The organism is Thermomonas sp. (assembly GCF_035369645.1).
In the GTDB taxonomy this organism is placed as follows: domain Bacteria; phylum Pseudomonadota; class Gammaproteobacteria; order Xanthomonadales; family Xanthomonadaceae; genus Thermomonas.
The window spans coordinates 22,151-46,921 of the sequence record NZ_DAOOUM010000003.1 but is presented as its reverse complement, the minus strand read 5'-3'; the positions used below and the strand labels follow the sequence as shown (position 1 = coordinate 46,921).

The window sequence follows — 24,771 nt, the reverse complement described above, 5'->3', positions numbered from 1 at the left end:
GCGGCCGTGCTCAGCTTGTTTGCAGCACTTCCAACACCGCCTCCCCATAGCGCTCCAATTTGCCTACGCCCACGCCGCTGATGCTGGCCAAGGCGTCAAGTTGGCGTGGGTGGTGTTGGGCGATGCTGCGCAAGGTGGCATCGTGAAAGATCACGTAGGCGGGGAGGTTTTGCTCGCGGGCGATGCCGGCGCGCCATTGGCGTAGGGCGTCAAAGCGCGCGGCAGCGGCGGGCGGTAGGTCGGCGTTGGCGGCGGGGCTGCGCTCGCGTTGGCGTTCGCGCTTGCTGGCATCTTCACGCAGGTGCAGGGATTGTTCGCCGCGCAGCAAGGGGGTGGCAGCTTGGGTCAGGCGCAATGCACCGAAGTTGTCGAAGTCGGCCTCCATAAGACCTGCGGCCAATAGCTGCCGAAACACGCTGCGCCAGCGCGGGGCATCGAGGTTGCTGCCGATGCCATAGGTGCTAACGGATTGATGGCCGAATTGGCGCACCTTGGCGTTGTCGGCACCGCGCAGCACGTCGATCAAATGCGCTGCGCCAAAGCGTTGCCCGGTGCGATACGCGCACGACAAGGCTTTGCGCGCGGCGTCGGTGGCATCCCATGCGCGCGGTGGATGCAAGCAGTTGTCGCAATGCCCGCAGGCACCGGCATGGGCTTCGCCAAAATAGGCCAGCAGGCTTTGCCGGCGGCAGACGGTGGACTCGCAATAGCCAATCAATGCATCCAGTTTGGCGTATTCCAGCCGTTTGCGTTCGTCGCTGGCCTCGCCTTCGGCAATCATTTTGCGCAGCAAGACGGCATCACCCAAACCATAGGCCAGCCATGCCTCCGAGGGCTCACCATCGCGACCAGCACGGCCGGTTTCTTGGTAGTAGCCTTCCAGTGATTTAGGTAAATCCAGATGCGCAACAAACCGCACGTCGGGTTTGTCGATGCCCATGCCAAAGGCAATCGTGGCCACCATCACAATCCCGTCTTCGCGCAGGAAGCGGCGTTGATGTGCAGCGCGCGTGGCCGTGTCCAGCCCGGCGTGGTAAGGCAGTGCCGGCAGGCCGTGTTCTACCAGGAGCGCGGCTGTGGCTTCGACCTTGCGGCGTGACAGGCAATACACAATTCCGCTGTCACCGCTGTGATCTTCCAGAAAGTCCAGCAGTTGCTTGCGGCTGTTGTGCTTGGCCTGCACGGTGTAGCGGATATTCGGGCGGTCGAACGAACTGACAAACTGGCGCGCATCTTGCAGCGCCAACCGTTCCACAATTTCGCGGCGGGTGGGGGCATCGGCGGTGGCAGTCAGCGCGATGCGCGGCACGTGTGGCCAGCGTTCGTGCAATAGGGTGAGCTGGCGATATTCGGGGCGGAAGTCGTGGCCCCATTGCGAGACGCAGTGTGCTTCGTCGATGGCGAACAGCGCGATTTGCATGCGCGCCAGCAAGGCTAAGAAACGTGGGGTAAGCAGGCGTTCGGGGGCGACATACAGCAGGTCGAAGTCGCCCGCCAGTAGTTGTCGCTCCACTTGCGCGGCGGCGCTGGCATCCAAACTGGAATTGAGAAATGCCGCACGCACGCCAAGTTGGCGCAAGGCGTCCACTTGGTCTTGCATCAAGGCAATCAGTGGCGACACCACAATCGCAGTGCCATCACGCAGCAACGCCGGCAGTTGGTAGCACAGCGACTTGCCGCCGCCGGTGGGCATCAGTACCAAAGCATCGCCACCGGCAGTCACATGGTCAACGATCTGCTCTTGTTCGCCACGGAAGCGGGTGTAACCAAACGTGCGGTGGAGCTGGTCAAGGGCAGAGGTGGGCATGGCACTAGAGTAGCAAGCGGCGGCCAGGAGACGGTGCCTGGCCGCACACGTAAAACGGATTACTCCAGCAGCGACCGCAGCATCCAGGCGTATTTTTCGTGGGTTTGCAGGCGTGTGGTGAGCAGGTCTACGCTGGGGTCGTCGCCGGCGCTATCGGCAGATTTCAGTACTTTGCGCGCGGTGCGGCAAAAGGCTTCGTTGCCACTGACCAGTTGTTGCACCATTTCGTGCCAGGCCAGTGTGCCGGTTTGGCCGGGGGCTTCCTTGATGGAAGAAAGCTGCGCAAATTCGCTATAGCTACCCGGTGCATTGAAGCCCAGCGCGCGGATGCGTTCGGCGATTTCGTCAAGCGCGGTCCATTGTTCGCTGTATTGGGTTTCGAACATGGTGTGCAGGGCATTGAACATCGGCCCCGTCACATTCCAGTGGAAGTTATGGGTTTTCAGGTACAGCGTGTAAGCATCGGCGAGTACATGCGATAGACCATCGGCAATCTCGGCGCGATCACCGCCGCTGATGCCGATATCAATGGTGGCTGTTGTGGCGGAAGCCTTGCCGGGCTTCTCGCTATGCTTGTTGCTGGATTTAGCGCTGGGCTTGCTCTTGGCCATGACCGACTCCTGCAGGTGTGAAAAAGCGGGCTTGCGGCGACAATACGCGGGTTTTGCGACAACTTGAAATTCAACATATCACTGTCATTCATAGATGCGCGCTATCGATACTCAATTCAAGCCAGAGACCGTGCAAACACCGCGGCAGGCAAGGGCGTGGATCAGCGCCGCGTTGACGCGTGACCGTGGGCGTTTGCTGGGGCTGCTGTCGAAATGGCAGGCCAATCCTGCAGATGCCGTACTGCGCGCCGCAATGGTTGAAGCGTTGCAAGTCTCGGTGGCCGCCTGTGCGCAGCGCGCCACGCAGCTTCCCGGCGCAACCATCGATGACAGCTTGCCGATTGCCGCCCACGCCGATGACATCACGGCGCTGATTCGCGAGCACCAGGTGGTGGTGATTGCCGGTGAAACCGGCAGTGGCAAGACCACCCAGTTGCCCAAGCTGTGCCTGTTGGCCGGGCGCGGCGCAGCGGGGGTGATTGGCTGCACCCAGCCGCGTCGGATTGCGGCACGTTCGGTGGCGCGGCGCGTGGCCGAGGAGTTGCGCGTGCCAGTGGGTGGCGCGGTGGGGTTTCAGGTGCGCTTCAACGATGCGGTGAGCGAGCAGACCGCGGTCAAGTTCATGACCGACGGCATCTTGCTGGCAGAAATTCAGACCGACCGCTGGTTGTCGAAGTACGACACCTTGATCATCGACGAGGCGCACGAGCGCAGTCTTAATATTGATTTCCTGCTGGGCTATCTGAAGCAACTGCTGCCGCGGCGGCCCGACCTGAAAGTCATCGTCACCTCGGCCACGATTGATACCGAACGCTTTGCCGCACATTTTTCCGGTGCACCGGTGGTCAGCGTGGAAGGGCGCGGCTATCCAGTGGAGATGCGCTATCGGCCGATCGAAGGTGATGGCGAGGGCGCCGGGGAGCGTACTTTGCTGGATGGCATCGTTGCCGCCTGTGACGAAATTCAGAAAGACAAATCCATCGGCGATGTGCTGGTGTTTTTGCCCGGCGAGCGCGAAATCCGCGATGCGCATCAAGCATTGGAGCGGCGTAAATATCGCCACACCGAAGTGCTGCCACTGTACGCGCGGCTGTCGGCCAAAGACCAAGACCGCGTGTTCCATCCCGGCCCGCAGCGGCGCATCGTGCTGGCCACCAATGTGGCGGAAACCTCGCTGACGGTGCCACGCATCCACTACGTCATCGACCCCGGTGTGGCGCGGGTCAAACGCTATAGCCCACGGCAAAAACTCGACCGCCTGCATATCGAAGCGGTGTCGCAAGCCAGCGCCAACCAACGCGCCGGGCGCTGCGGGCGGATCGCGCCGGGCGTGTGTTTTCGCTTGTATTCCGAAGCCGATTTTGCCGCGCGGCCAGAATTCACCGATCCGGAAATCCGCCGCGCCGCATTGGCCGGGGTGATCTTGCGGATGTTGTCGTTGGGACTGGGTGAGATTGAGAAGTTCCCCTTCTTGGAACCGCCCGATCCGCGTGCGATTGCCGATGGTTGGCAGCAGCTCAACGAATTGGGCGCGGTGGACGACAAGCGCAGGTTGACCGCGATTGGCAAGCAGATGGCCAAGCTGCCGGTGGATGTGAAGCTATCGCGCATGTTGGTGGCCGCGCAGGCGCAAGACGTACTGCAAGACATGCTGGTGATCGCCAGTTTTTTGGGGATCCAAGACCCGCGCGAACGCCCCGCCGATGCGCGTGCCGCCGCCGATGCCGCGCACGCACAGTTTGCCGATGCCAAGTCCGAGTTCATCGGCATCCTCAAGTTGTGGCAGGCCTATCGCAGCGCGCATGAAGACCTGACGCAATCACAATTGCGCAAATGGGCCGATAAGAATTTCCTGGGATTTTTGCGGCTGCGCGAATGGTGGGAGTTGCATCGGCAGTTGAAGTTGCAGTGTGAAGAATTGGGCTGGCATGCGGCACGCGCTGACGATCTGGCATCGCCCGTCCATGCTGGTGCAACGCACTATGCGGCGCTGCATCGCGCGCTGATTGCCGGCCTGCCCACACAGATCGGCTATCGCAGCGACAAGGGTGGGTTCGATGGCCCACGCGGGCGTAAGTTCACCTTGTTCCCGGGTTCGAAGTTGGTATCTAAACCACCGCCGTGGGTGTTATCTGCCACCTTGCTGGACACCGAAAAAGTGTGGGCCATGACCAATGCCGCAATCGAACCCGATTGGGTGATTGCGCAACTGCCCCATTTGCTGGCACGCCGGCAGCACGACCCGCATTGGTCGCGCGCGCAAGGCCGTGTGCTGGGCAGCGAACAGATCAGTTTGTTTGGGTTGGTATTGGCACCGAAAAAGCCCGTCCACTACGGTGCATTGTTCCCCGAAGAAGCGCGTGCGCTGTTTGTGCGCGATGCCTTATTGACCGGTGAGATCAATACCCGCAGCGCATTTTTGGCGCGCAATTTGCGCACATTGGAACTTGCCAAACAAGAAGAAGCCAAACAGCGCCGGGTGGGCCTGGTGGTGGATGAAGACTGGCAAGCGCGCTGGTATTTGGATCGACTGCCTGCGCAGGTGCACAACACGCAGGCATTGGATGCGTGGTTTGGCAAATTATCGAAAGAACAAAAGGCCGCACTGGAATGGAGCCGCGACGAACTCCTAGTGGCGGATCAGAGCGATGCGGCGTGCTTCCCTGCGTATCTACCATTGGGCGATGCACGGTTGGCGGTGCAGTACCGCTTCGACCCCGGTGCGGTGGATGACGGCATGACCGTGGCGCTACCGCTGCATTTGTTGAATGCGGTGGATGACGCAAGGCTCTCGTGGTTGGCGCCGGGGTTTATCGAAGACAAGGCGGCAGCGTTGATCAAATCACTGCCAAAAGTACTGCGTCGCAATTTTGTACCTGCGCCGGAGTTTGCGCGTGCTTTTGCCGAGGCATACCCGCAACCAGGGGCCGATGCCATTGAAAGTGCATTAGCGCGGTTTCTGGAAAAATTGACCGGTGTGGAACTCAGTGCACTGGCGTTTGATGGCAGTACGCTGGCGCCGCATCTGCGCGCCAATCTGCGGTTGCTGGAAGGCAAAACCGTGCTGGCAGAGTCGCGTGATATTGCCGAGTTGCGCGTGCGCTTTGCACAGCGTGCTGCCGATGCGTTTGCACAACAAGCCGCACAAGGGCTGCGTCGAGACGGTATGACCCAATTTCCAGAACAACCGGTACCGATGCAGGTCGCCGGTGCCGGCGGTGTGCCGGCCTACCCGGCGTTGCAAGACGAGGGTTCCAGCGTGTCGTTGGGCGTGCATGCGCAGCGCGCACTGGCCGAACGCCTGCACCCGCAGGGGGTGCGTCGCTTGTTGGCAATTGCCCTGCAAGAAAAGTGCAAGCAGGCACGCAAACAATTGCCGGTGCAGCCAAAAATATCGTTGCTGTATGCAGCCATCGAGTCCGCTGCACCCCGCAAGGATGGCCTGAAAGATGCAGATCGCCTGCGCGCCGATTTGGTTGACGGTGCGTTTGCGGCGCTCAGTGCCGAAGGCTTGCTGGATGTGCGCGATGCCGATGCCTTTGCGCAACGTTGTGATGCCATCGGCAAAGCCTTGTTTGGCGAAGCCATGCAGCGGCTCAAACAGGCCGAAGCCATTTTGAGCTTGGTGGCCGAGGTGCGTGGCAAGTTGGAATCCAAATTAATGGGCTGGGCACGCGCGAACCTGGACGATATGCAGACGCAGTTGGAAGGCTTGTCCGCCCCAGGATTTTTGCGTGACACCCCCGCCACGGCGTTGGCCGACTACCCGCGTTGGTTGAAGGCATTGTCGCTGCGCGCCGAACGCGCCCAACGTGACCCGGTGCGCGATCAGGCGCGGATGCTGGAACTCAAACCCTTTGCCGATGCCTTGGCCAGCGGCGACCCGCAGGCCCCCGAAGTGCAAGCGTTGCGCTGGGACTTGGAAGACCTGCGCGTGCAGTTGTTTGCGCAGGAATTGGGGGTCAAGGCAGGGGTGTCACCCAAGCGATTGGCGGCACGATTGCAACGCATCCAGCGCATGTAAAGACTGGTGCACCCATGTGCTTGCGACTACTGTAGAACGATGTCCACCGTACTTGCTCCTGCTCTGAACTACGCCGCCGCATTGGCGCGTTTGCCCGACGATGCGCTGCCTGCCACGTTGGCGGCGTGGTGGCTTGCGCGTGCCGAAGCCGGTGCGCCGATGCGAGATCGCGCCGACGTGCTCACCGACACGCTGGCAATTTTGGTTGAACTCAATGCCGATGCCGAAGTCTTGGCGGCGGCCTTGCTGGATGCGCTGATCGATATCGAAGCGCTGGCCGCAGAGGCCAGGCAGCCGGTGCCCGAGCGCCTGCATGTGTTGCTGGAAGGCCAGCGTGCGGCGAGCCGGGTATGGGCCTTGCATCGCAGTCACGGGGGCGGCCGTAACCCCGAAGGCATGCGTCGGCTGTTGCTGGCCTTGGTGCGTGATTTGCGGGTAATCCCGATCGTGTTGTCGCGCCAGCTATCGCGCATGCGCGCCGCATGGCGACTGCCAGCGGAGGAGCAGCGCGCACTGGCAAAAATGACCCGTGATATTCATGCGCCGCTGGCCAATCGGCTGGGTATCTGGCAGTTGAAATGGGAGCTGGAAGATCTGGCGTTTCGTGCCTTGCAGACCGATGAGTATCTGCGCATTGCACAGTCGCTGGATGACAACCGCACCGGCCGCGAACGCTATATCGAAATGGTCAAAACACAGCTGCGCGAGAGTGTGGCCGCGCAAGGCATCCAGGCCGATGTGGCAGGCCGCCCCAAGCATATCTACAGCATCTGGAAAAAGATGCAGCGCAAGGCCTTGCCGATCGAGGAACTGTACGATTTACGCGCGCTGCGCGTGCTGGTGGACGATATCCCCACGTGTTATGCGGTGTTGGGGTTGGTGCATGCGCTGTGGGTGCCCATTCCCAGTGAGTTTGATGACTACATCGCGCGTCCTAAACCCAATGGTTATCGCTCGCTGCACACGGCGGTCATCGGGCCGGAAGGCAAGACCGTGGAGGTGCAGATTCGCACCCGCGAGATGCACGCGCAGTCCGAATTGGGCGTGGCCGCACACTGGCGTTACAAAGAAGGCAGCAGTGCCGGCGGCGCGGCAATGGACAAGCGCATCGCGTGGATGCGCAAGCTGTTGGAGCAAGCCGCCGAAGCCGCTGGTGAAGGCGAAACAACACCGCTGCAAGGTATCGACAGCGATCTGATCGAAGACCGCGTGTATGCACTGACCCCCAAAGGCGAGGTGCTCGATTTGCCGCAAGGCGGCACCGTGCTCGACTTTGCGTATGCCATCCACAGTATGGTGGGGCACCGTTGTCGGGGGGCGAAGGTCGATGGCCGCATCGTGCCGCTGACCCACGCATTGCGCACCGGTCAGCGGGTGGAAATTCTCACCGGCAAGGTGGCCGAACCACGTCGTGATTGGCTGCAACCCAGTGCCGGTTTTTTGGCCAGCAGCCGCTCGCGGGACAAGGTACGCGCGTGGTTCAACAAGCTCGATCGTGCACAAAACTTGAAAGAAGGCCGCGAACTACTGGAGCGTGATTTACGCCGCATGGGCTTGCTACATGCCGAGCTTGCACCGGTGCTGGGCAAATTCAATGCGCAGACGGAAGAGGATTTGTTGGTGTTGGTGGCGCTGGGTGATGTGGGCCCCAACCAGATAGGGCGCGCGCTGTTGGATTTGGAGAAGGCAGCGCAAGCGCCCGAGGCAGTCATCCCGTTGCTGCCATCCAAACCCGCAACGCCCGCCGTTGCCGGTGCGGGCACGGTGACCGTGCAGGGCGTGGACAATCTTTTGGTGCAAGTTGCACGTTGCTGTCAGCCGCTACCGGGGGAACCCATCGTGGGGTATTTGACGCGCACTCGCGGGATCAGCGTGCATCGTCCCGACTGTGCTGCGTTCTTGCGGCTGGCAAATAAAGAGCCGGCGCGGGTGCTGCCGGTCGAGTGGGGCAACCGGCGCAGTGGGCAAGAGGTCGCCATACGCATCGAAGGTATCGATCGCAAATGGTTGCTCAAGGACATCACCACCTTGGTGGCGCAAACCGGTGTGCATGTGACAGCGCTGAACACCGAACAGCGACGTGGCGGGCATGGCCGGATACGCATTTTGTTGCAGGCACGCATTGCCGATTTCGAACAATTGGGCTTGCTCTTGGCACGCTTGGAATCCCTGCCCGGGGTGGATGCCGCAAGGCGCGCATGAATCGCCGCCGTCCCGCCGCAATACCGCTTGCCGCTTGGCGCGCACGCTGGTTGCGCTTGTCGCACAGATCGCGGCGATTACTGGTAGGGGCGGCGGCGGTGTTACTGGTCGCAGTGTTGGCGGTGCTGGTGTGCCGCGATGCACTGGGGCGTTGGCTGTGGCCGGATCCACGTTACGACGCGCTGCGCCAGCGTGCCGAGCTTGCCTTGCAAGAGGGCCGCTTGAGTGCCAATGACGGAAGCGGCGCACGTGAATTGTTTGAAGCCGCGCTGGCGCTGCAACCGGATCAATTACAGGCACGCGAAGGGTTGGAGCGGGTCGCGCAGGCAGCCCTTGCCCGCGCGCAAACTGCGGTTAACCGCGGGGATCTGGCAAAGGCCAACGCGGCTTTGCAATTGGCCCGTCAGTTGCAGGCCCCGCAGGCGCGCAGCGAGCGCATCCAAAAACAGATGCAGGCGATGACGGCATCCGCGCAAACGATCGAGAGTCTGCTGGTGCGGGCGCAGGCGGCATTCGCGCAAGGGCATTTGGATGATGGTGCAGACGCCGCATTGCCGCTGTATCAAAGCGTACTGCAACGGCAACCCCACAATCCGCATGCGTTGGAGGGCCGCGAGGATGTGTTGGACGTGCTGACCAAGCCGGCCACGCAGGTATTGGCGAAGGGCGATTTGCTGCAAATCGCGCGGATGTTGCAGCGGGTCGAGGCCGCCGATCCGGGGCATCCGGTATTGCCTGCATTGCATGCGGGACTGACGCGGGGGCTTGAGCGTCGCAGCAAGCAAATTCGACGCATGCAGCAACGCAAGCAATGGCAATCGGCTGCGAATGCGTGTGCGCAGTTGCAAGCACTGCCGGCGGTGACCCTGCCGGAGGTCTGTACGCATGCGCGCAACGAAGCCTTGCCGCATACGCCGCATACGCCGCAGGTGCAGCACGCCGCACAAGCCACGCAACGGGCGGCGCATGCCTGCCATCGCGCGGCCATGCGTGACAACAATCTGGGGCGTGCGCGTGCGTGTCTGGAGACTTGGCGGCAGCTGAACCCCAATGATGCCGGCCTGCTGGCGGCGCAGCGGCAGTTGGCCGAACGCTGGTTGGCGGTGGGTGATGAACGTCTGCGCGGTGGCGATGTGCGTGGTGCACGCACGGCGCTACTGCGCGCGCGTGCGGTGGATGCCGATGTGCCTGGCAGCAATGCACTGGCGCAGCGATTGCAGCGTATCCAACCGAGTTTGAAATAAGGCAATGGCTGCGTCGTTATTCGCACTAGTCAATCTAGGAACAAGCGCCGCACGCTGAGCCGCGCGGCATCGAACGAAAAATGCTGGGCCACATTGCTGCGGCCATGGGTGGACAGTTGCTGCCAGAGGTCGGCATCGGCATACACACGCTGCACCGCCTGTGCAAAGGCTGTGGCGCTGGTGGCCACTAGGACATCGTGACCAGCGTGCAGGTGCATGCCCTCCACCGCGCACGCGGTTGCCACCACCGGCAGTCCATGCGCCATTGCTTGGTTGACCTTGCCCTTTACCCCGGCACCAAACCGCAGCGGCGCAATCGACACCCGGCAGGTATCCAGCCACGGCTGTAAGTCCGGCACATGGCCATGGATATGTACGCCGGGCACACTGGCCAGCTGCGCGATGCACGCAGGAACATCGCCGCCGATGCAATGCAGCGGCATGTCGGGGTGCTGCGCATGCAGTAGTGGCAACACCTCCTGCACAAACCAGAGCACGGCATCGACATTCGGTGGATGCCGAAACCCGCCGACGAACAACAGTCCGGTGCGATGTGCCCATCCCGGGCCGGCGGGTGCAGTGGTATGCACATTGGAAAGCACCGCGACCTGTGCCTGCGGGAGCTCCTGTGCCAGCAAGTTGCGCTCGACATCGCTCACCACCAAGGTGATGTCGGCAGCGGCGATCACGCCCAGCTCGGCCTTGCGGGTGACGGCCGCCGCACGCAAGCCGCTGGCATCTGCGGACAGTTCTGCCGCACGTTGCTCACGCAGGTAATGTAAGTCCACGGTGTCAAACAACAGGCGTGCTTGCGCGGCGTAGTTGCGCAACAGCGGGAACACATCGCTGGCCACGTAGTGCCGGCACACCATCACCGCATGAAAGCGCGGCCCATGTGCTTGCAACCATGCGGGCCAACGCGGCATCCATGGCGCATACCAGCATTCCACGCCCAAGGTTTGCAGTGCGCGGGTGTAGTCGCCATCGGCACTCCGGTTGGCCGGCACAAACACCACATGCGCGCCTTCTTCGATCAGCAGACGCATCACGTTGAACAGCCGCAGCGAGCCCGAATCCCGGTCCGGCTGCGGGGTCAATGCATCGATAATCAAAACCTGTCGTTGCCCACGGTGCAGCAATGCGGGGGTGGGCAGGCTGCCGGCGGGCAATTGCGCGCGCAATGCGGCCTGCCATTTGTCGGCAAACACCGCGCGATTGCGCACCTGCGCAGCTTTCGGGCCGGTACTGAGGTCGGTGCCGGCACTGCTGCCCTCGTCATGCACCACCACTGCATTGGCTTGGTACACCACGCGACGGCCGGCGGCGCGGACGGCAAAGGCCAGATCGGTGTCTTCGTAATACGCCGGGGCATAGCGCGTATCCAGCCCGCCTAATTGCTGGAACAGCCCACGCGGCATGGCAATGGCGGCACCGCTGACATAATCGGCATCGCGCAGATATCGGTACGCGCAATGGTCTGGGTTCTCAAACCGCCCGTAGTTCCAACCGTGGCCATCGGCAAAGACCACCCCGCCGGCCTCTTGCAGGCGGCCATCCGGATAGACCAATTGCGCGCCCACCAAGCCCGCATCCGGGTGTTGGTCGAAGGTGTCTAACAACGCATCCAGCCAACCCGGCTGCGGCACCGTGTCGTTATTGAGGAAAACCAGAAACTCCCCCTGCGCCAGCGCGGCACCGGCATTGCAGGCGGCGATGAAACCGCCGTTCTGCGCACGCGCATGCACGCGGATGCCATCGATGTGATGCAAATGCTGGAGCGAGTCATCCGGGGATGCGTCATCCACCACGATGACTTCGAATGGCGTGCGCGGGGGGTGTTCGGCCAAGGCGCGCAGGCAGGCCAAGGTATGCGCCCACGCGCCGTAGATGGGGATGATCACGCTGGCGCGCGGTAGCGAGGAGGTGGCCAGCGAAAACGCCGCAAACGGTGTGGCTGCCGGGGCATACAGGTTGTGCGGCAGGCGGGTAGGGCGCTGCAGATACTGCACCACCCGCTGCCAACTGGCGGCCACGCCCCGCGTGCGCAGGCTGGCCACGCCGCGCCGCCACAATCCCAGTGCGCGCGACCACCAAAAGCGCGCTTCAACGGGGACCGGCATAGGGCTGAACTCCTGCATAAGAATGGGGAAAACCCGCACATGCCGATACCGGCGGCTGCGCTAGACTCGCTGTTCATTGTCGCATCCCGCGATCGAATCCCGACCAATGCCCCGTATCCAAGACGAAGATGACGCCCCGCATGACGACACCCCCGCAGCTAGCGGTGCTGACGGTCCCCGCTGGCGACGGCGATTGCTGGTGTGGGGACTGGCCGCAGCGGCGCTGTTACTGGGGTTTCTGATCCCGTATTTGCTGTACCTCAATCACGAGGTGGGCGAACGCTTTGGCAAGCTGCGCTGGCAGGTGCCCACCCGCGTCTATGCGCGCCCGCTGCTGCTGCGGCAGGGTTTGGCGATGGATGCGCCAACCTTGAAGGCTGAGTTGGATGCCGCCGCCTATCGCCCCGGTGATGGCCGCCGCCCCGGCAGTTATGCCCACAATGGCGCGACATGGCAGATCTCCAGCCGTGGTTATAACGATGTCGATGGCCGGGTTGCGCCGATGCAGCTGAACGTGGTGTTGGCCGGCGAGCAAGTAGTGTCGATTCGCGACAATGGCGGCCGCCGCAACCTGCGCAGTGCCCGCTTGGACCCGGCTCGCATCGCTACCTTGTACGGCCAAAATCAGGAAGAACGCCGACTGGTGCGCATCGAAGAAGTCCCCGAGCTACTGGTGACCGGTTTGCAAGCGGTGGAAGATCGCGACTTCAACCACCACATTGGTATTGATGTGGGCGGCATGCTGCGCGCGATCTTCGTCAATGTGAAATCCGGCGGCGACACCAAGCAAGGTGCCAGCACCTTGACCCAGCAGTTGGCGCGCAGTGGTTTGCTGGGTATCGGCAAAGAGCAAACCTATAGCCGCAAATTCAAGGAAATTTTGTACGCCTTGTTGCTGGATGCACGCTACGACAAGCGCACCATATTGGAGGCGTACTTCAATCAGGTGGATTTGGGTCAGCGCGGTTCGCAGTCCATTCGCGGGGTGGCGGCGGCGTCCGAATTCTGGTTTGGCAAAGAGCTGGGCGATCTGTCCACCGAACAGATCGCGCTGATGATTGGCATGGTCAAGGGGCCGTCTTGGTACAACCCCAGACGCAACCCCGAGCGCGCCACCGATCGGCGTAATTTTGTGCTGGGGGAAATGCGCGAAACCGGGCTGATCGACGACAAGGAATACCAGCGTGCCAGCAAGGCCCCGCTGGGGGTCACGGCCAATGCGGGGAACTTGGCTGCCAATCGTTTTCCTGCGTATGTGGATCTGGTGCGCAAGCAATTGGCGCGCGATTACCCGGCCGACCAGTTGTCCGGGGCCGGCTTGTCGGTGATGACCGGGATGTCGCCGGCGGCGCAGGGCTATGCTGAAGCAGCGGTAGAACGCACCTTGAAAGCGTTGAGCAGCAAGGGCCGGCCAGCGCTGCAAGCCGGGTTGGTGGTCACCGACGTGCATAACGGCGATGTGTTGGCGGTGGTGGGTAGCCGCGAATACACCGAGGCCGGCTTCAACCGTGCAGTGGATGCACGCCGGCCGGTGGGTTCGTTGCTCAAGCCATTCGTGTATTTGTTGGCGCTGGCGCAGCCGGACAAATGGTCGCTGGCCAGCCCGATCAGCGATGCGCCGATCAGCGTAGGTCTAGGCCGCGGGCGCAATTGGACACCGGGAAATTCCGATGGCCGCAGCCATGGCAGTGTGGCGCTGATGAGTGCGCTGGCGCAAAGTTTCAACCAGGCCACCGTGCGTTTGGGGATGGAGGTGCAGCCGCAGCGGCTGGCAAGCTTGATTCGTACCTTGGCCGGGATCGAATCCGAAGCGCAGCCTTCGCTAATTTTGGGTGCCGTGGATCAAAGCCCGTATGCGATGGCCCAGCTATATCAATTTTTGGCATCGGGTGGCGAGATTCAACCCTTGCACGCCGTGCGCGGGGTGTTGGACGCGCAAGGACGCACCATCAAACGCTATGACAGCGACGCCCCACCGGCACAAAAAGGCGATGCGGTGGCGGCGCGGTTGGTGGGTAATGCGCTGCAATACACGGTGACTTCGGGCACTGCACATGCATTGATTCGCGATGGCTTGGGCCGGCTCAGCCCGGCCGGCAAGACCGGCACCAGCAACGATGGCCGCGACAGTTGGTATGCCGGCTACACCGGCGACCAATTGGCGGTGGTATGGGTGGGCAATGATCAAAATTTGGCCACCGGCTTGTACGGTGCCACCGGCGGCATGCGGGTGTGGTCGGAGATCTTTCAACGCCTGCCTAGCGCGCCCTTGCGCTTGTCCGATGAGGGCATCGACTGGCGCGTCATCCAAGACGGGCAAAGCACCGACCCGGGCTGCCCGGGCGCGCGCAGATTCCCGTTTGTGGCTGGTTTTGCCCCCGCCTACCAGCCCTGCCAGTACGCGCCGCCGGTGGAAGTGGATGAATTTGGCAATCCCATTCCGGCCGCTCCGGATGCCAATAGCAGTCCACTGGAACGTGCCGGCGAGGCGATCCGCCACTTCTTTGGCGGCGGCGATCCCGCCAAGCAAGCGCCGCCCCCCGAGCCCGCATCGCCACGGCCCACGCCATGACGAGCAGGCAATGACGGGCAGGCAATGACAAGCAGGCAATCATGAGTACACAGGAAGGCAGCTCGCGGCTGGGCCAGGCCGTACACGCCGCACTGACCGCCGACGCTGCGCTGGCGCAGGCGCTGCCGGGCTTTCGCCCACGCCCGGCGCAGCAGCGGTTGGCGGTGGCGGTGGCGGAGGCGTTTGAACGCCGCGACCTGCTGCTGGCTGAAGCCGGTACCGGCACCGGCAAGACCTTTGCCTATCTGGTGCCGGCGTTGTTGTCGGGGATGAAAACCATAGTCAGCACCGGCACCCGCGCACTCCAAGATCAGCTGTATCTGCGCGATTTGCCGCGCGTGCGCGATGCGTTGGGGGTGGGCCTGAAAACCGCCTTGCTGAAAGGGCGCGCCAATTATCTGTGCCGCTATCGGGTGGAGCAGGCCAAGGGCGAGCCGCGCTTTCAAAGCCGCGAGCAAGTGTCGCAATTCCAGCGCATCGTGGCCTGGAGTGGGCGCACCCGCAGTGGCGATCTGGCGGAAATGGCGTCACTGCCGGAAGACTCGCCGCTGCTACCCATCGTGACCTCCACTACCGATAACTGCGTGGGCACCGACTGCCCGTTCTGGAGCGAGTGTTTCGTCGTGCAGGCCCGCCAGCGCGCACAAGCGGCCGACGTGGTGGTGGTCAATCACCATTTGCTGTTGGCCGATTTGGCGTTGAAGCAAGAAGGCTTTGGCGAAATTTTGCCGGGTGCGCAAGCCTTTGTGATCGACGAGGCCCACCAATTGCCGGAATTGGCCGCGCAGTTTTTTGGCGAAGGCACCAGTGCCCGCCCCTTGGTGGAGCTGGCCCGCGAGGCCATTGGTGAATGCAAATCCGTGCCCGGTGCCTTGGCGGTGTTGCAAGCCCCGGCGCAGGCGCTGGAAGCGGCGACCCGCGCGCTGCGTGCCGCAATGGACAACCTGCCGGTGCGCGGCACTGCGTGGCGGGCGCTGGACGAGGTGGATGTGGAGCCGGCCCTGCGCACGGTGGTGCACACTCTGCACACCCTGCAAGCGGCATTGGAACCGTTGCGGCAGGCGGCCCCCGGTCTGGACGCCTGCCATGTGCGTGCACATGACCACGCGCTGCGTTTGCAGCGTTGGCTGGGTGAGGCAGACACACCCACCGACACCGTACACACCCACTGGTTTGAACTCACCCCGCGCGGGTTTCGTTTGCAGCGCACGCCGCTGGATGTGTCGGCACCCCTGCGCGCGCACCGCGAGCAATCCAATGCGGCGTGGGTGTTTACCTCGGCCACTTTGGCGGTGGCGGGGACATTTGCGCACATGGCGCAGCGTTTGGGGATCGAACAGGCGCGTGAGTTGATCGAACCCAGCCCATTCGACTGGGACCGGCAAGCCCTGTGCTACCTGCCCACGCAGTTGCCGGAGCCGGCTGCACGCGAGTACGGGCAGGCGGTGCTGGCAGCAGTACAGCCGGTGTTGCAGGCGTCTGCGGGGCGCGCGTTTTTGCTGTTTGCCTCGCACCGCGCCCTGCGCGAAGCCGCCGAGGCGCTCAAAGATGCGCCGTGGCCGTTATTCGTGCAGGGCAGCGAACCGCGCCACGTGCTGTTGCAGCGGTTCCGCGACTCCGGCAACGGGGTACTGCTGGGCACCGCCAGTTTCCGCGAAGGGGTGGATGTGGCCGGCGATGCCTTGAGCGTGGTGATCATCGACAAATTGCCGTTCGCCGCCCCCGATGACCCGGTATTTGAAGCACGTCTGGATGCCATTCGCCGCGCCGGTGGCAACCCGTTCCGCGACGAGCAACTGCCACAGGCGGTGATTGCGTTGAAGCAAGGTGCGGGCCGCTTGATCCGCACCGAAACCGACCGTGGCGTGTTGGTATTGTGCGACCCCCGGCTGACCCAGAAATCCTATGGCCGGGTGTTTTTGGAATCACTGCCGCCGTTGCCCATCACCCGTGCGTTGGCGCAGGTACAAGCGTTTTTTGCGGATGCCGAAACTGCCGACGCCGGCGCTAAAGATGGTACTGAAGATGGCGCTGAAACCGCAGCGAGCGCGGCGTCACACCACCGCTGAGCCATCCGGGTTGCGCTCGACCATCCACAGCCCGGCCCATAATTTCAGATCCAGCTCAAAGCCTTCGGCCTGCTTTTGCATCAGCCATGCCGGTGCCTGTTGCCGCGGCACCGCATGCACGGTGATGTCTTCGCCCGCCACACCGCCGCCCGCGCCCACGCGGGTCAAGTCACGCGCCCGCACAAAGGCGATGCGTTCATTGCTCATGCCTGAGGAGGTGGGGCCAATCAGCAACACGTCCACCTTGCCCGGCGACCAGCCGGTTTCTTCGATCAACTCGCGCCGCGCGGCGTCGATCAAGGTGTCTTGCGCGTGGTCATCACCCACCAAACCGGCGGGCATTTCAATCGTGCGTGCGCCCAGCGGAATGCGGTGTTGCTCGACAAACAACACCTCATCGGCCGGGGTCACCGCAATCACAATCACCGCCATGCCTTGCCCATGGGTGCGCTCGCACGACTCCCAATGGCCAATGCGCACCAAGCGCAACCAGTCGCCTTCGTACAACGTGTGTTTGAGATGGCTCATGATGCGATCTTAGCCGCATCAAACAGGCGTTTGCGGGTCATTGGCCCAAACCGCACCCAGTCGGCCAATGCGGTGAGTTCTTCAGCATCCCCGCGCCCGCGCACAAAGTCGCCTTCCGGTAGCGGCGCATGCAGCGCAATCGTGGTCAGTTGCCGCCACAACAGAGCATGCTCGCGCTGTTCACGCAGGCGCACGGCCAGCGAGGCCGCGCCGCGCAGGCGCAGGAACGGGATTTCATCAATGCGCGCCAGCAGGGCATCCAAGTTGCCAAAATGCGCCAACAGCACCGCAGCCGATTTGGGGCCAATGCCGGTCACGCCGGGGATGTTGTCCACCGCATCGCCGGTCAGCGCCAGATAGTCGGCAATTTGCTGCGCGTGCACACCGTGCCGCGCTTTCACCCCGGCGGCGCCCCAGCGTTCGCGCTTGGCGTAGTCGTATTGCTCATCATCATCGCTCAACAATTGCGATAAATCCTTGTCGGCCGACACGATGACACTGCGAAACCCTTGGCTGCGTGCGCGGTGCGCGGCGCTGCCAATCAAATCATCGGCCTCGAAATCGGTATGCGCCAAGGTGGCCAGCCCCAAGCCCTGACACAACGCCTTGCACCACGCAAATTGCCGGCGCAGTTCCGCCGGCGCGGGCTCGCGGTTGGCTTTGTAGGCGGGATACAGGACATTGCGAAAACAACTGTCCAGCGCCTCATCGAAGGCGATGGCGATGTGTTGCGGGTGCTCGCGTTCCAGTAAGTCCAGCAAAAACCGCGCAAACCCATGCACCGCATTGGTGGGCCAGCCGTCGGCATCGTGAAACTCATCTGGCATTGAATGCCACGCGCGAAACACGTACAGCGAGGCATCCACCAAGTGCAGGGTGGGCGTGGTCACGGCTGCCAATCCGTCAGCAATGCCGCCACATCCGGGCGCTCGCGCTCGGGCACGGCCACGGTGGCGGTGCCGATGGCAAGGGTGCCCAGCAATTGCTCGTCAGCATGCAGGCCCAGTGTGTGTTCCAAGAAGGGTCGGTCGTAGGCCAGCCAGCCGGTCAACCATTGCGCGCCAAAGCCTTCGGCCTGCGCCGCCAACAGCAGTTGGAAGCACACGCAAGCAGCGCTGGAAAACCGTTCGGAGGCCGGGATTTTTTCATCCGGCCCCAGTTTGGCAATCACCGCGATTGTGAGCGGCGGCACAGTAAAGCGTGTGCGCAGTTTTTCGATGACCGCCGGGCCCGCTTGCGGGTCCAGCACGCGCTGGCGCGCTTCGGCGGCGTCGGCCAGCGCGGCGCGGGCAGCGCCGGCAATGCGCAACAAGCGAAATGGCACCCGCCTGCCGTGGTCGGGCACATGCACCGCGGTGTGCAAGATGGCCTGCAATTGCGCAGCACTGGGGCCGGGTGCGGCCAATTGCCGGGTGGGGGTGGAAATGCGGCTTAGAAGGGCGGTATGGGTCAGCATCAGCAAACATCATTGCGGGGAAGTGCCATGGTAGCGGTAGGATGCAGGCATCGAGACAAGTTTGGGGATGCGCAATGACGGTGATCGTGGGCGTGGCACGGGAAACGGCAGCAGGCGAGCGGCGCGTGGCGCTAAGCCCAGAAACCTGCAAAAAATTGGTGGCGCAAGGTTGCACGGTGCGTATCCAGGCGGGGGTTGGCGCGGGTGCGTATTTCACGGATAGCGCCTATACCGACGCCGGCGCGCAGGTGACCGACGACGCACTGACCGGTGCCGACCTCGTGCTGTGCGTGCAGCCGCCCAGCGCCGCCGCGCTTGCCGGGTTGAAGCAGGGCGCGGTGCTGGTGGGCAGCTTGCAGCCACAAGCCGATGCCGCCCGCGCCGAGGCGATCCAGCACGGCGGCATTGTCGCTTTCCCGCTGGAAAAACTGCCGCGCACCACCCGCGCGCAGGCGATGGACGTGCTCAGCTCGCAGGCCGGCATGGCCGGCTACAAAGCGGTGCTGATCGCCGCCCAACTGGCCCCGCGCTTTTTCCCGATGCTGACCACGGCGGCCGGCACCATTCGCCCGTCGAAGGTGCTGATTGTGGGCGCGGGCGTGGCCGGCTTGCAGGCGATTGCCACCGCCAAGCGTCTAGGTGCGGCGGTGGAAGGCTTTGATGTGCGCCCGGAAACCCGCGAGCAGATTGAATCGCTGGGCGGCAAATTCCTGGATCTTGGCGTGTCCGCCACCGGCGAAGGCGGCTATGCGCGCGCACTGACCGACGAGGAGCGCGCACTGCAACAACAACGCCTGGCCGATCACCTGAAAGGCATCGACGTGGTGGTGTGCACCGCCGCCGTACCCGGCCGGCCCGCACCCAAAATTATTTCCGACACCATGGTGGCCGGCATGAAGCCCGGCAGCGTGGTGGTGGACTTGGCCGCCGAAACCGGTGGCAACTGCGCCCTGACCCAACCCGGTCAAACCATCGAGTCCGCCGGCGTCACCATCGCCGGACCGCTGAACCTGGCCTCGATGGGTGCCCAACACGCCAGCGAAATGTACGCCCGCAACGTCTTCAACTTTGTCAGCCTGTTATTGAAAGATGGCGCGCTGCATTTTGATTGGGGCGATGAGTTGCTGGCCAAAACCGTGTGGCCAGAACGCGCAGCACCTGCTTCGCAAGGGTGAATGCTGGCGCAGGCAAGTCAGCCAGTCCGTGGCCTGTGAAGTTGAGCGAGGAGAATGTTAATGGCTCTTTTGCTCTGGCACCGGGTGCGCCTTCGCCCAATCACTGCGCTGTTGCGGGGTCATGGCGCGCCATTTGTCCATAAAATCGCGGCGGCTGTCTTTGTCCATGCCGCGCACAAAATGGAACACTGCGCGGGCTTGTTCGCGTTGCTCGGGGCTCATGGTTTCCCAGCGCTCCATGCCACGACTGGCGTGGTCGCGTTGCGGCGGTGGTAGTTCTTTCCAACGCTTGGCATAGCGCATGAATTGCGGGCGACGTTCGGGTTCGCTGTTCCAGCGTTCGCGGATCGGGGCAATGAGTAGCTCGCGCTGCGCGGGGGTGAGCTGCTCCCATGTGGGCAAGGTTTCTGGTTTGGTCTCTTGCGCTTGCGCAATGACCGGGGATAGGGCCAGACCGGCCAGCAAGAACCAAGCGGAAAAATGACGTGTCATGACTTACTCCATGGCCAGCTGCGGCACGTCCGAGGTGCTTAGCCAAGCGTAGAACGAGGGATCTTCTTCCAATAGCGGGTTGCTGCCGGAAGATGGTGATGGCGTGGACGTGGTGGCGGCCGTGACGGCAGCCGTGGTTGTCCCCGTACCCGTACCCGAAATTGCCGGTATCGGCGCATGGTTCTGAGTCACCACAGCGGTGGATGTGGCGGTTGCTAGCGGGGGTGTGGGCGGGGCATACAGGCGCAGACCTATGGCCAGTGCCCCCACCGCGGCAAAACTGGCCGCGGCATAGCGCAGGCCATGACGCGGGCGGGCCGGTGTGCCGCGCAAAGCGGCATTGCGGCGTTGTGCCAACTGCGCCTGCACTTGCGGCGATACCTGTGTCAGTGCGGCGGCATGGTGCGCGCGCAGGGTGCTATCAAAATGATCTGTGTTCCCGTTCATCGGAACGCCTCCAGTTGTTTCTGCAATGCCTCGCGTGCGCGTGACAAATGGGTTTTCACTGAGCCTTCGCTACAGCCCATGACGCGGGCGGTATCGGCCACATCGAGTTCTTCCAGCACGCGCAGGGTGAAGGCTTCGCGCTGGCGTGCCGGCAACGCGCGCAAGGCGGCGCGGATTTCCTGCCACGCCTCGCGGCTATCGTGGCGACGCGATGGGTCGGGGCTTTCATCGGCCCAATCCACCGGTTCACCGTTGCGGTCTTGCCCGGGTAGCAACCAGCGCAGCCGGAACATGCTACGCCGCTGCATATCGGTCATTTTGTTGCGCAAGATGCTCCAAAATAACGGGTTCCATTCGGTTGCAGGGTGTTCGCGGTAGGTCAGCATTTTCAGCATGGTGTCTTGCACCGCGTCCAATGCATCCTCGCGGTGGCGCAGGCCTAGTTCGGCAAACCGGAACGCGCGCACTTCCACCCCGCGCAAAAACGCCTCCAGCGTAGTTGCGGGCGGGGGTGCTTGCGTTTGTGGCTGGGTCGTCACGGGCCCAAGCTTAGCGGTAGGCATCAGCAACATGCGGATTCACGATGGCTGGCCGGGCGACATTGCCACGGTCATGCTGGAAACGCATGGCCTGCATACGGGTTGACATGGCATTGGGTGACATCTGGCCGCGTGCCGTGTTTATGATGCAGGCAGACCAACGGGGAGCGGCATCGTGGGCGACGGGTTTGTGGCGCTGTATATCTTCATGCTGGCGGGTATCGCCGGCCATGTGATCATTTCGCGGGTGCCGGTGATTTTGCACACGCCTTTGATGTCGGGCTCCAACTTCATCCACGGCATCGTGTTGATTGGTGCAATGGTCATGCTGGGTGAGGCGCAAACCCCACTGGAGCAAGCATTGGGCTTTGTGGCGGTGCTGCTGGGCGCGGGCAACGCGGCCGGTGGCTATGTGGTCACCGAGCGCATGTTGGACATGTTCAAGGCCAGCAAGAAAGGGGATGCCAAGTGAGTGACGCCAGCCTTCTGACCTTGGTCAAACTGAGTTATTTCATTGCCGCCACCCTGTTTTTGCTTGGCTTGCAGCGGATGAGTACGCCCAAGACTGCGCGCAGCGGCATCCAGTGGGCGGGCGTGGGCATGTTGCTGGCCACCGTCGCCACCTTTTTCCTGCCGGGGCTGCACAACATCGCGTTGATGCTGGTGGCGATCGTGATTGGCGTGGGCCTGAACTGGGTCTGGGGCAAGAAAGTTGCGATCACCGACATGCCGCAGATGGTGGCACTGTTCAACGGCATGGGTGGCGGTTCGGCGGCGGCGATCGGTGCGGTGGAGTTGGTCAAGTTTTCCGGCGGTGCGCCGGTACCTTCGCAGTTGGGCTTGGTGTTGGCGGTGGTGGGCGCGCTGATTGGTGCGGTGTCGCTGACCGGCTCGATCATCGCCTGGGCCAAGCTCGATGGGCGCATGGACAAGCGCTACACCTTCCCGGGCCAGCAATATTTCAATGCCCTGGTGGCGCTGGCGGCGGTGGTATGTGGGGTGATGGCGGTGACCACGCTGGCGATGCCGTGGATCATTGCCTTCTTCCTGCTGGCGCTGGGCCTGGGCAAGTTGATGACGCTGCCGATTGGCGGCGCCGACATGCCTGTGGTGATCTCGCTGTACAACGCATTCACCGGGCTGGCAGTAGCGTTTGAAGGCTATGTGCTGGGCAACGAAGCGCTGATCATCGCCGGCACCATGGTGGGCGCGGCCGGCATGCTGTTGACCCGGCTGATGGCCAAGGCGATGAACCGCAAGATCAGCAATGTGCTGTTCTCCAACTTCGGCGGCAGTTCGGCGGCGATGCAGGAAATCGGGGGTTCGATGAAGCCCATCGAAGCTGCCGACGTGGCGGCGATGATGGCGTTTGCCGAGCGTGTGGTGATCGTGCCCGGCTATGGCATGGCGGTGGCGCAGGCGCAGCACAAGATCTGGGAGCTGAGCCAGCGTTTGATCGAGCGCGGGGTGAAGGTGAAATTCGCCATCCACCCGGTGGCTGGACGCATGCCGGGCCATATGAACGTGCTATTGGCCGAGGCCGGCGTGCCGTATGACCTGATCGCCGATATGGACGATATCAACCCCGAATTCGCGCAGACCGATGTTTCGCTGGTGATCGGTGCCAATGACGTGGTCAACCCGGTGGCCAAGACCGACCCGGCCAGCCCGATCTACGGCATGCCGATTCTGGATGTGGTGAACTCCAAGAACACCATCATCATCAAGCGCGGCAAGGGCACGGGCTTTGCCGGGATCGAAAACGCGCTGTTCTACGCCGATAACAGCCGCATGCTGTATGGCGATGGGGCGGACGTTGCCAGTACCTTGGTCAGTGAGTTGAAGGCGCTGGATGGCGGCCATTGAGCCGCCACCTCAGGCCCCACCTCAAACCCCACCATGCCGCGAGCAGCACGCTGGCGGCGTAGAACAACCCATCGACATGGGTATTGGCCATCTGCGCCAGCAGCCACGCGAAATCTGGGCCAATCCGCAGCACGGCCTCCCACGGCCGCATTCCCAGCGATTTGCCCATTTGCCCGCCGGCAATCAGGCCATTGGCCAGCACAATCACGGTGGCGGTGGCCGCCGCTGACCAAGCACTGCGCGAAACCCCGGCGGGCCAGCGGCTCAGGCGCAGCAATAGCACCATGTCCAAGGCGGCCAGTGGCGCCAACCAGCTGCACGTGCGATCTAGCGTCAGCGCCAGCAACATCCAGCCGGCGGCAAACCCGGTGGTACCCAAGGCCAATAAGGGCAGGGCGTACTTACGCGCTTGCGTATCCGGAGCAGGGGAAGACGGCATCGGCCAGCTGATCAAGGTCAAATAGCCGTCGATCATCCCATTGCCGTGGCTGACGGGCAATCTGATTGGGACTAGAATGGTACGGATTCAATCAGACCGGCCCTTTCATGTATTCCCGCAGCAGCGAACCCGTCCGTTTTGAGCGCGATTGCGCCGCCGTCCTGGTTCCGCAGGGCGACGAAGTCACCCTGCCCGCCGGTACCGTGGGCTATATCACCCAAGCCTTGGGCGGCAGTTGGACGGTGTTTGTGGAAGGCAATCTGATGCGGATTGCCGGCAAAGACGGCGATGCCATCGGCAAGCCCCCCGTCGAGCCGCTGTCGCTGCCGGAAGGCGCAACCGATGCGGATGTGGAGCGGGTGGTGTGGGAGCAGCTGCGCACCTGCTTTGACCCGGAAATCCCGGTCAATATCGTGGATCTGGGGTTGGTGTATGTGGCCGAGCTGTTCCAGCGCGAAGAGGGCGGCCGCGCGGTGCGCGTGCGCATGACCCTAACCGCCCCCGGTTGCGGCATGGGCGATATCTTGGTGGATGACGTGCGCAGCAAACTGGAACAAATCCCAACAGTGATCGATACCGATATCGAGCTGGTGTTTGACCCACCGTGGAACCAAAGCCTGATGTCCGATGTGGCCAGGCTGGAAACCGGGATGTTCTGACGCTATGGCGGCGCGTTGGCGGGGCGCGGGTCACAACATGACCCATTGGGTCAGCGCCGAAGACTTGTGCAATGCAAGGAATTCATGTCATTTGAGGTCGTGTACAGCATGTTTTGCTGCATTGCACGATTGCCGCATCCCCGTGGATCGCCAATGCCGATGCGAGGCATGTCTTCTTTATTCCATATTTTCATGTGCGAATAACAAATGGTTTTTGACCAAATCCCTGGGCTGCGCGTGAAGATCCTGCATCGCTTCCGGACATGGGGTCTGTCAGCGATAACAGCACGTTGCCACGCAGCGGGTCACCGCAGGGGAGCTTTGGCGTTTGCCGGCTGCGCAACGTTCGATGCATGTCGATGTCTCGCCTTGCCGCGGTTGCGGCAAGCCACGCACCCTAGGGGAAATTTTGAATGAACCGTTTTTGCTCACTCAACACGCTGGCCGCCGCCATCGCACTATCGCTCACGGCGGCAGGTGCACAAGCTGCAACGCGTACCGATCTTCAACAGCGCGATCTC

Annotated in this window: 19 protein-coding genes; 9 read left to right on the top strand and 10 right to left on the bottom strand. The window is 62.7% G+C overall.

Annotated elements, in window-relative coordinates:
- Window positions 1-10: 10 nt before the first annotated feature.
- A complete protein-coding gene (gene recQ / locus PK789_RS01170) occupies window positions 11-1,807 on the bottom strand; it encodes a DNA helicase RecQ (protein WP_324306505.1) in 1,797 nt (598 codons plus the stop codon).
- A 59-nt stretch (window positions 1,808-1,866) separates the two neighbouring features.
- Window positions 1,867-2,418, bottom strand: a complete 552-nt coding sequence (locus PK789_RS01165; RefSeq protein ID WP_324306504.1) for a Dps family protein — start codon at window positions 2,416-2,418, stop codon at window positions 1,867-1,869.
- Between the two features lie 94 nt (window positions 2,419-2,512).
- Here PK789_RS01165 and hrpA point away from each other — a divergent pair, with 94 nt between their 5' ends.
- From hrpA to PK789_RS01150, 3 genes are all read left to right on the top strand, one after another.
- Window positions 2,513-6,442: an ATP-dependent RNA helicase HrpA gene (gene hrpA / locus PK789_RS01160; RefSeq protein WP_324306503.1), complete on the top strand. Its 3,930-nt coding sequence runs from the start codon at window positions 2,513-2,515 to the stop codon at window positions 6,440-6,442.
- Window positions 6,443-6,481: 39 nt separating this feature from the next.
- Window positions 6,482-8,644, top strand: coding sequence for a RelA/SpoT family protein (locus tag PK789_RS01155; protein WP_503011858.1), 2,163 nt, complete (start codon window positions 6,482-6,484; stop codon window positions 8,642-8,644).
- Window positions 8,645-8,742: 98 nt separating this feature from the next.
- Complete coding sequence (locus PK789_RS01150) at window positions 8,743-9,888, top strand: tetratricopeptide repeat protein (protein ID WP_324306502.1); 1,146 nt, start codon at window positions 8,743-8,745, stop codon at window positions 9,886-9,888.
- Window positions 9,889-9,917: 29 nt separating this feature from the next.
- Here the strand turns inward: PK789_RS01150 and PK789_RS01145 are convergent, their stop codons facing one another.
- Entirely contained in the window at window positions 9,918-12,008 is a 2,091-nt protein-coding gene (locus PK789_RS01145; RefSeq protein WP_324306501.1) for a glycosyltransferase, read from the bottom strand.
- A gap of 106 nt (window positions 12,009-12,114) precedes the next feature.
- On the opposite strand from PK789_RS01145, the gene mrcB reads away from it, so the two are divergent.
- Together mrcB and yoaA are read left to right on the top strand one after the other, a co-directional pair.
- On the top strand, window positions 12,115-14,580 hold the full coding sequence (mrcB, locus tag PK789_RS01140; protein ID WP_324306500.1) for a penicillin-binding protein 1B: 2,466 nt from the start codon (window positions 12,115-12,117) through the stop codon (window positions 14,578-14,580).
- A gap of 41 nt (window positions 14,581-14,621) precedes the next feature.
- Window positions 14,622-16,649 carry a DNA repair helicase YoaA gene (yoaA, locus tag PK789_RS01135; protein WP_324306499.1) on the top strand — a complete coding sequence of 676 codons (2,028 nt, stop codon included), beginning with the start codon at window positions 14,622-14,624 and terminating at the stop codon, window positions 16,647-16,649.
- Here yoaA and PK789_RS01130 read toward each other — a convergent pair.
- The 3 genes from PK789_RS01130 to PK789_RS01120 are packed head-to-tail and all read right to left on the bottom strand — an operon-like array spanning window position 16,635 to window position 18,633.
- Window positions 16,635-17,177, bottom strand: coding sequence for an NUDIX hydrolase (locus PK789_RS01130; protein WP_324306498.1), 543 nt, complete (start codon window positions 17,175-17,177; stop codon window positions 16,635-16,637). The genes yoaA and PK789_RS01130 overlap by 15 nt on opposite strands.
- Window positions 17,174-18,076, bottom strand: a complete 903-nt coding sequence (locus tag PK789_RS01125; RefSeq protein WP_324306497.1) for a 5'-3' exonuclease — start codon at window positions 18,074-18,076, stop codon at window positions 17,174-17,176. The genes PK789_RS01130 and PK789_RS01125 overlap by 4 nt, the downstream gene beginning before the upstream one ends.
- The gene (locus PK789_RS01120; RefSeq protein ID WP_324306496.1) at window positions 18,064-18,633 is read right to left on the bottom strand and encodes a nitroreductase family protein; all 570 of its coding nucleotides are present in this window, start codon (window positions 18,631-18,633) and stop codon (window positions 18,064-18,066) included. The genes PK789_RS01125 and PK789_RS01120 overlap by 13 nt, the downstream gene beginning before the upstream one ends.
- A gap of 74 nt (window positions 18,634-18,707) precedes the next feature.
- On the opposite strand from PK789_RS01120, the gene PK789_RS01115 reads away from it, so the two are divergent.
- On the top strand, window positions 18,708-19,808 hold the full coding sequence (locus tag PK789_RS01115; RefSeq protein WP_324306495.1) for an NAD(P) transhydrogenase subunit alpha: 1,101 nt from the start codon (window positions 18,708-18,710) through the stop codon (window positions 19,806-19,808).
- 57 nt (window positions 19,809-19,865) lie between these two features.
- On the opposite strand, the gene PK789_RS01110 is transcribed toward PK789_RS01115, so the two are convergent.
- Genes PK789_RS01110 through PK789_RS01100 form a run of 3 tightly spaced genes read right to left on the bottom strand, consistent with a single transcriptional unit; the run spans window position 19,866 to window position 21,310 of the window.
- Window positions 19,866-20,300 (bottom strand): DUF3106 domain-containing protein, encoded by a 435-nt coding sequence (locus PK789_RS01110; RefSeq protein WP_324306494.1) that lies wholly within the window; start codon window positions 20,298-20,300, stop codon window positions 19,866-19,868.
- A 3-nt stretch (window positions 20,301-20,303) separates the two neighbouring features.
- Window positions 20,304-20,747 carry a hypothetical protein gene (locus tag PK789_RS01105; protein ID WP_324306493.1) on the bottom strand — a complete coding sequence of 148 codons (444 nt, stop codon included), beginning with the start codon at window positions 20,745-20,747 and terminating at the stop codon, window positions 20,304-20,306.
- Window positions 20,744-21,310: an RNA polymerase sigma factor gene (locus PK789_RS01100; protein WP_503011857.1), complete on the bottom strand. Its 567-nt coding sequence runs from the start codon at window positions 21,308-21,310 to the stop codon at window positions 20,744-20,746. Before PK789_RS01100 ends, PK789_RS01105 begins: the two co-directional genes overlap by 4 nt.
- Before the next feature lie 151 nt (window positions 21,311-21,461).
- On the opposite strand from PK789_RS01100, the gene PK789_RS01095 reads away from it, so the two are divergent.
- Complete coding sequence (locus tag PK789_RS01095) at window positions 21,462-21,758, top strand: NAD(P) transhydrogenase subunit alpha part 2 (RefSeq protein ID WP_324306491.1); 297 nt, start codon at window positions 21,462-21,464, stop codon at window positions 21,756-21,758.
- Window positions 21,755-23,152, top strand: coding sequence for an NAD(P)(+) transhydrogenase (Re/Si-specific) subunit beta (locus tag PK789_RS01090; protein ID WP_324306490.1), 1,398 nt, complete (start codon window positions 21,755-21,757; stop codon window positions 23,150-23,152). The genes PK789_RS01095 and PK789_RS01090 overlap by 4 nt, the downstream gene beginning before the upstream one ends.
- Here the strand turns inward: PK789_RS01090 and PK789_RS01085 are convergent.
- Window positions 23,118-23,651, bottom strand: coding sequence for a hypothetical protein (locus PK789_RS01085; protein WP_324306489.1), 534 nt, complete (start codon window positions 23,649-23,651; stop codon window positions 23,118-23,120). The genes PK789_RS01090 and PK789_RS01085 overlap by 35 nt on opposite strands.
- 47 nt (window positions 23,652-23,698) lie before the next feature.
- Between PK789_RS01085 and sufT the strand changes: the two genes are divergently transcribed.
- Window positions 23,699-24,250 (top strand): putative Fe-S cluster assembly protein SufT, encoded by a 552-nt coding sequence (sufT, locus tag PK789_RS01080; RefSeq protein ID WP_324306488.1) that lies wholly within the window; start codon window positions 23,699-23,701, stop codon window positions 24,248-24,250.
- The last annotated feature ends 521 nt before the right edge of the window (window positions 24,251-24,771 follow it).

Excerpts from the sequence above, each read along its gene's own strand:
- PK789_RS01145 (WP_324306501.1), bottom strand. The coding sequence starts at position 12,008 with ATGCCGGTCCCCGTTGAAGCGCGCTTTTGGTGGTCGCGCGCACTGGGA.
- PK789_RS01155 (WP_503011858.1), top strand. The coding sequence starts at position 6,482 with ATGTCCACCGTACTTGCTCCTGCTCTGAACTACGCCGCCGCATTGGCG.
- sufT (WP_324306488.1), top strand. The coding sequence starts at position 23,699 with ATGTATTCCCGCAGCAGCGAACCCGTCCGTTTTGAGCGCGATTGCGCC.
- PK789_RS01110 (WP_324306494.1), bottom strand. The coding sequence starts at position 20,300 with ATGACACGTCATTTTTCCGCTTGGTTCTTGCTGGCCGGTCTGGCCCTA.
- PK789_RS01115 (WP_324306495.1), top strand. The coding sequence starts at position 18,708 with ATGACGGTGATCGTGGGCGTGGCACGGGAAACGGCAGCAGGCGAGCGG.
- PK789_RS01100 (WP_503011857.1), bottom strand. The coding sequence starts at position 21,310 with ATGCCTACCGCTAAGCTTGGGCCCGTGACGACCCAGCCACAAACGCAA.
- PK789_RS01130 (WP_324306498.1), bottom strand. The coding sequence starts at position 17,177 with ATGAGCCATCTCAAACACACGTTGTACGAAGGCGACTGGTTGCGCTTG.
- PK789_RS01165 (WP_324306504.1), bottom strand. The coding sequence starts at position 2,418 with ATGGCCAAGAGCAAGCCCAGCGCTAAATCCAGCAACAAGCATAGCGAG.
- hrpA (WP_324306503.1), top strand. The coding sequence starts at position 2,513 with ATGCGCGCTATCGATACTCAATTCAAGCCAGAGACCGTGCAAACACCG.
- recQ (WP_324306505.1), bottom strand. The coding sequence starts at position 1,807 with ATGCCCACCTCTGCCCTTGACCAGCTCCACCGCACGTTTGGTTACACC.
- PK789_RS01105 (WP_324306493.1), bottom strand. The coding sequence starts at position 20,747 with ATGAACGGGAACACAGATCATTTTGATAGCACCCTGCGCGCGCACCAT.
- yoaA (WP_324306499.1), top strand. The coding sequence starts at position 14,622 with ATGAGTACACAGGAAGGCAGCTCGCGGCTGGGCCAGGCCGTACACGCC.
- mrcB (WP_324306500.1), top strand. The coding sequence starts at position 12,115 with ATGCCCCGTATCCAAGACGAAGATGACGCCCCGCATGACGACACCCCC.
- PK789_RS01120 (WP_324306496.1), bottom strand. The coding sequence starts at position 18,633 with ATGCTGACCCATACCGCCCTTCTAAGCCGCATTTCCACCCCCACCCGG.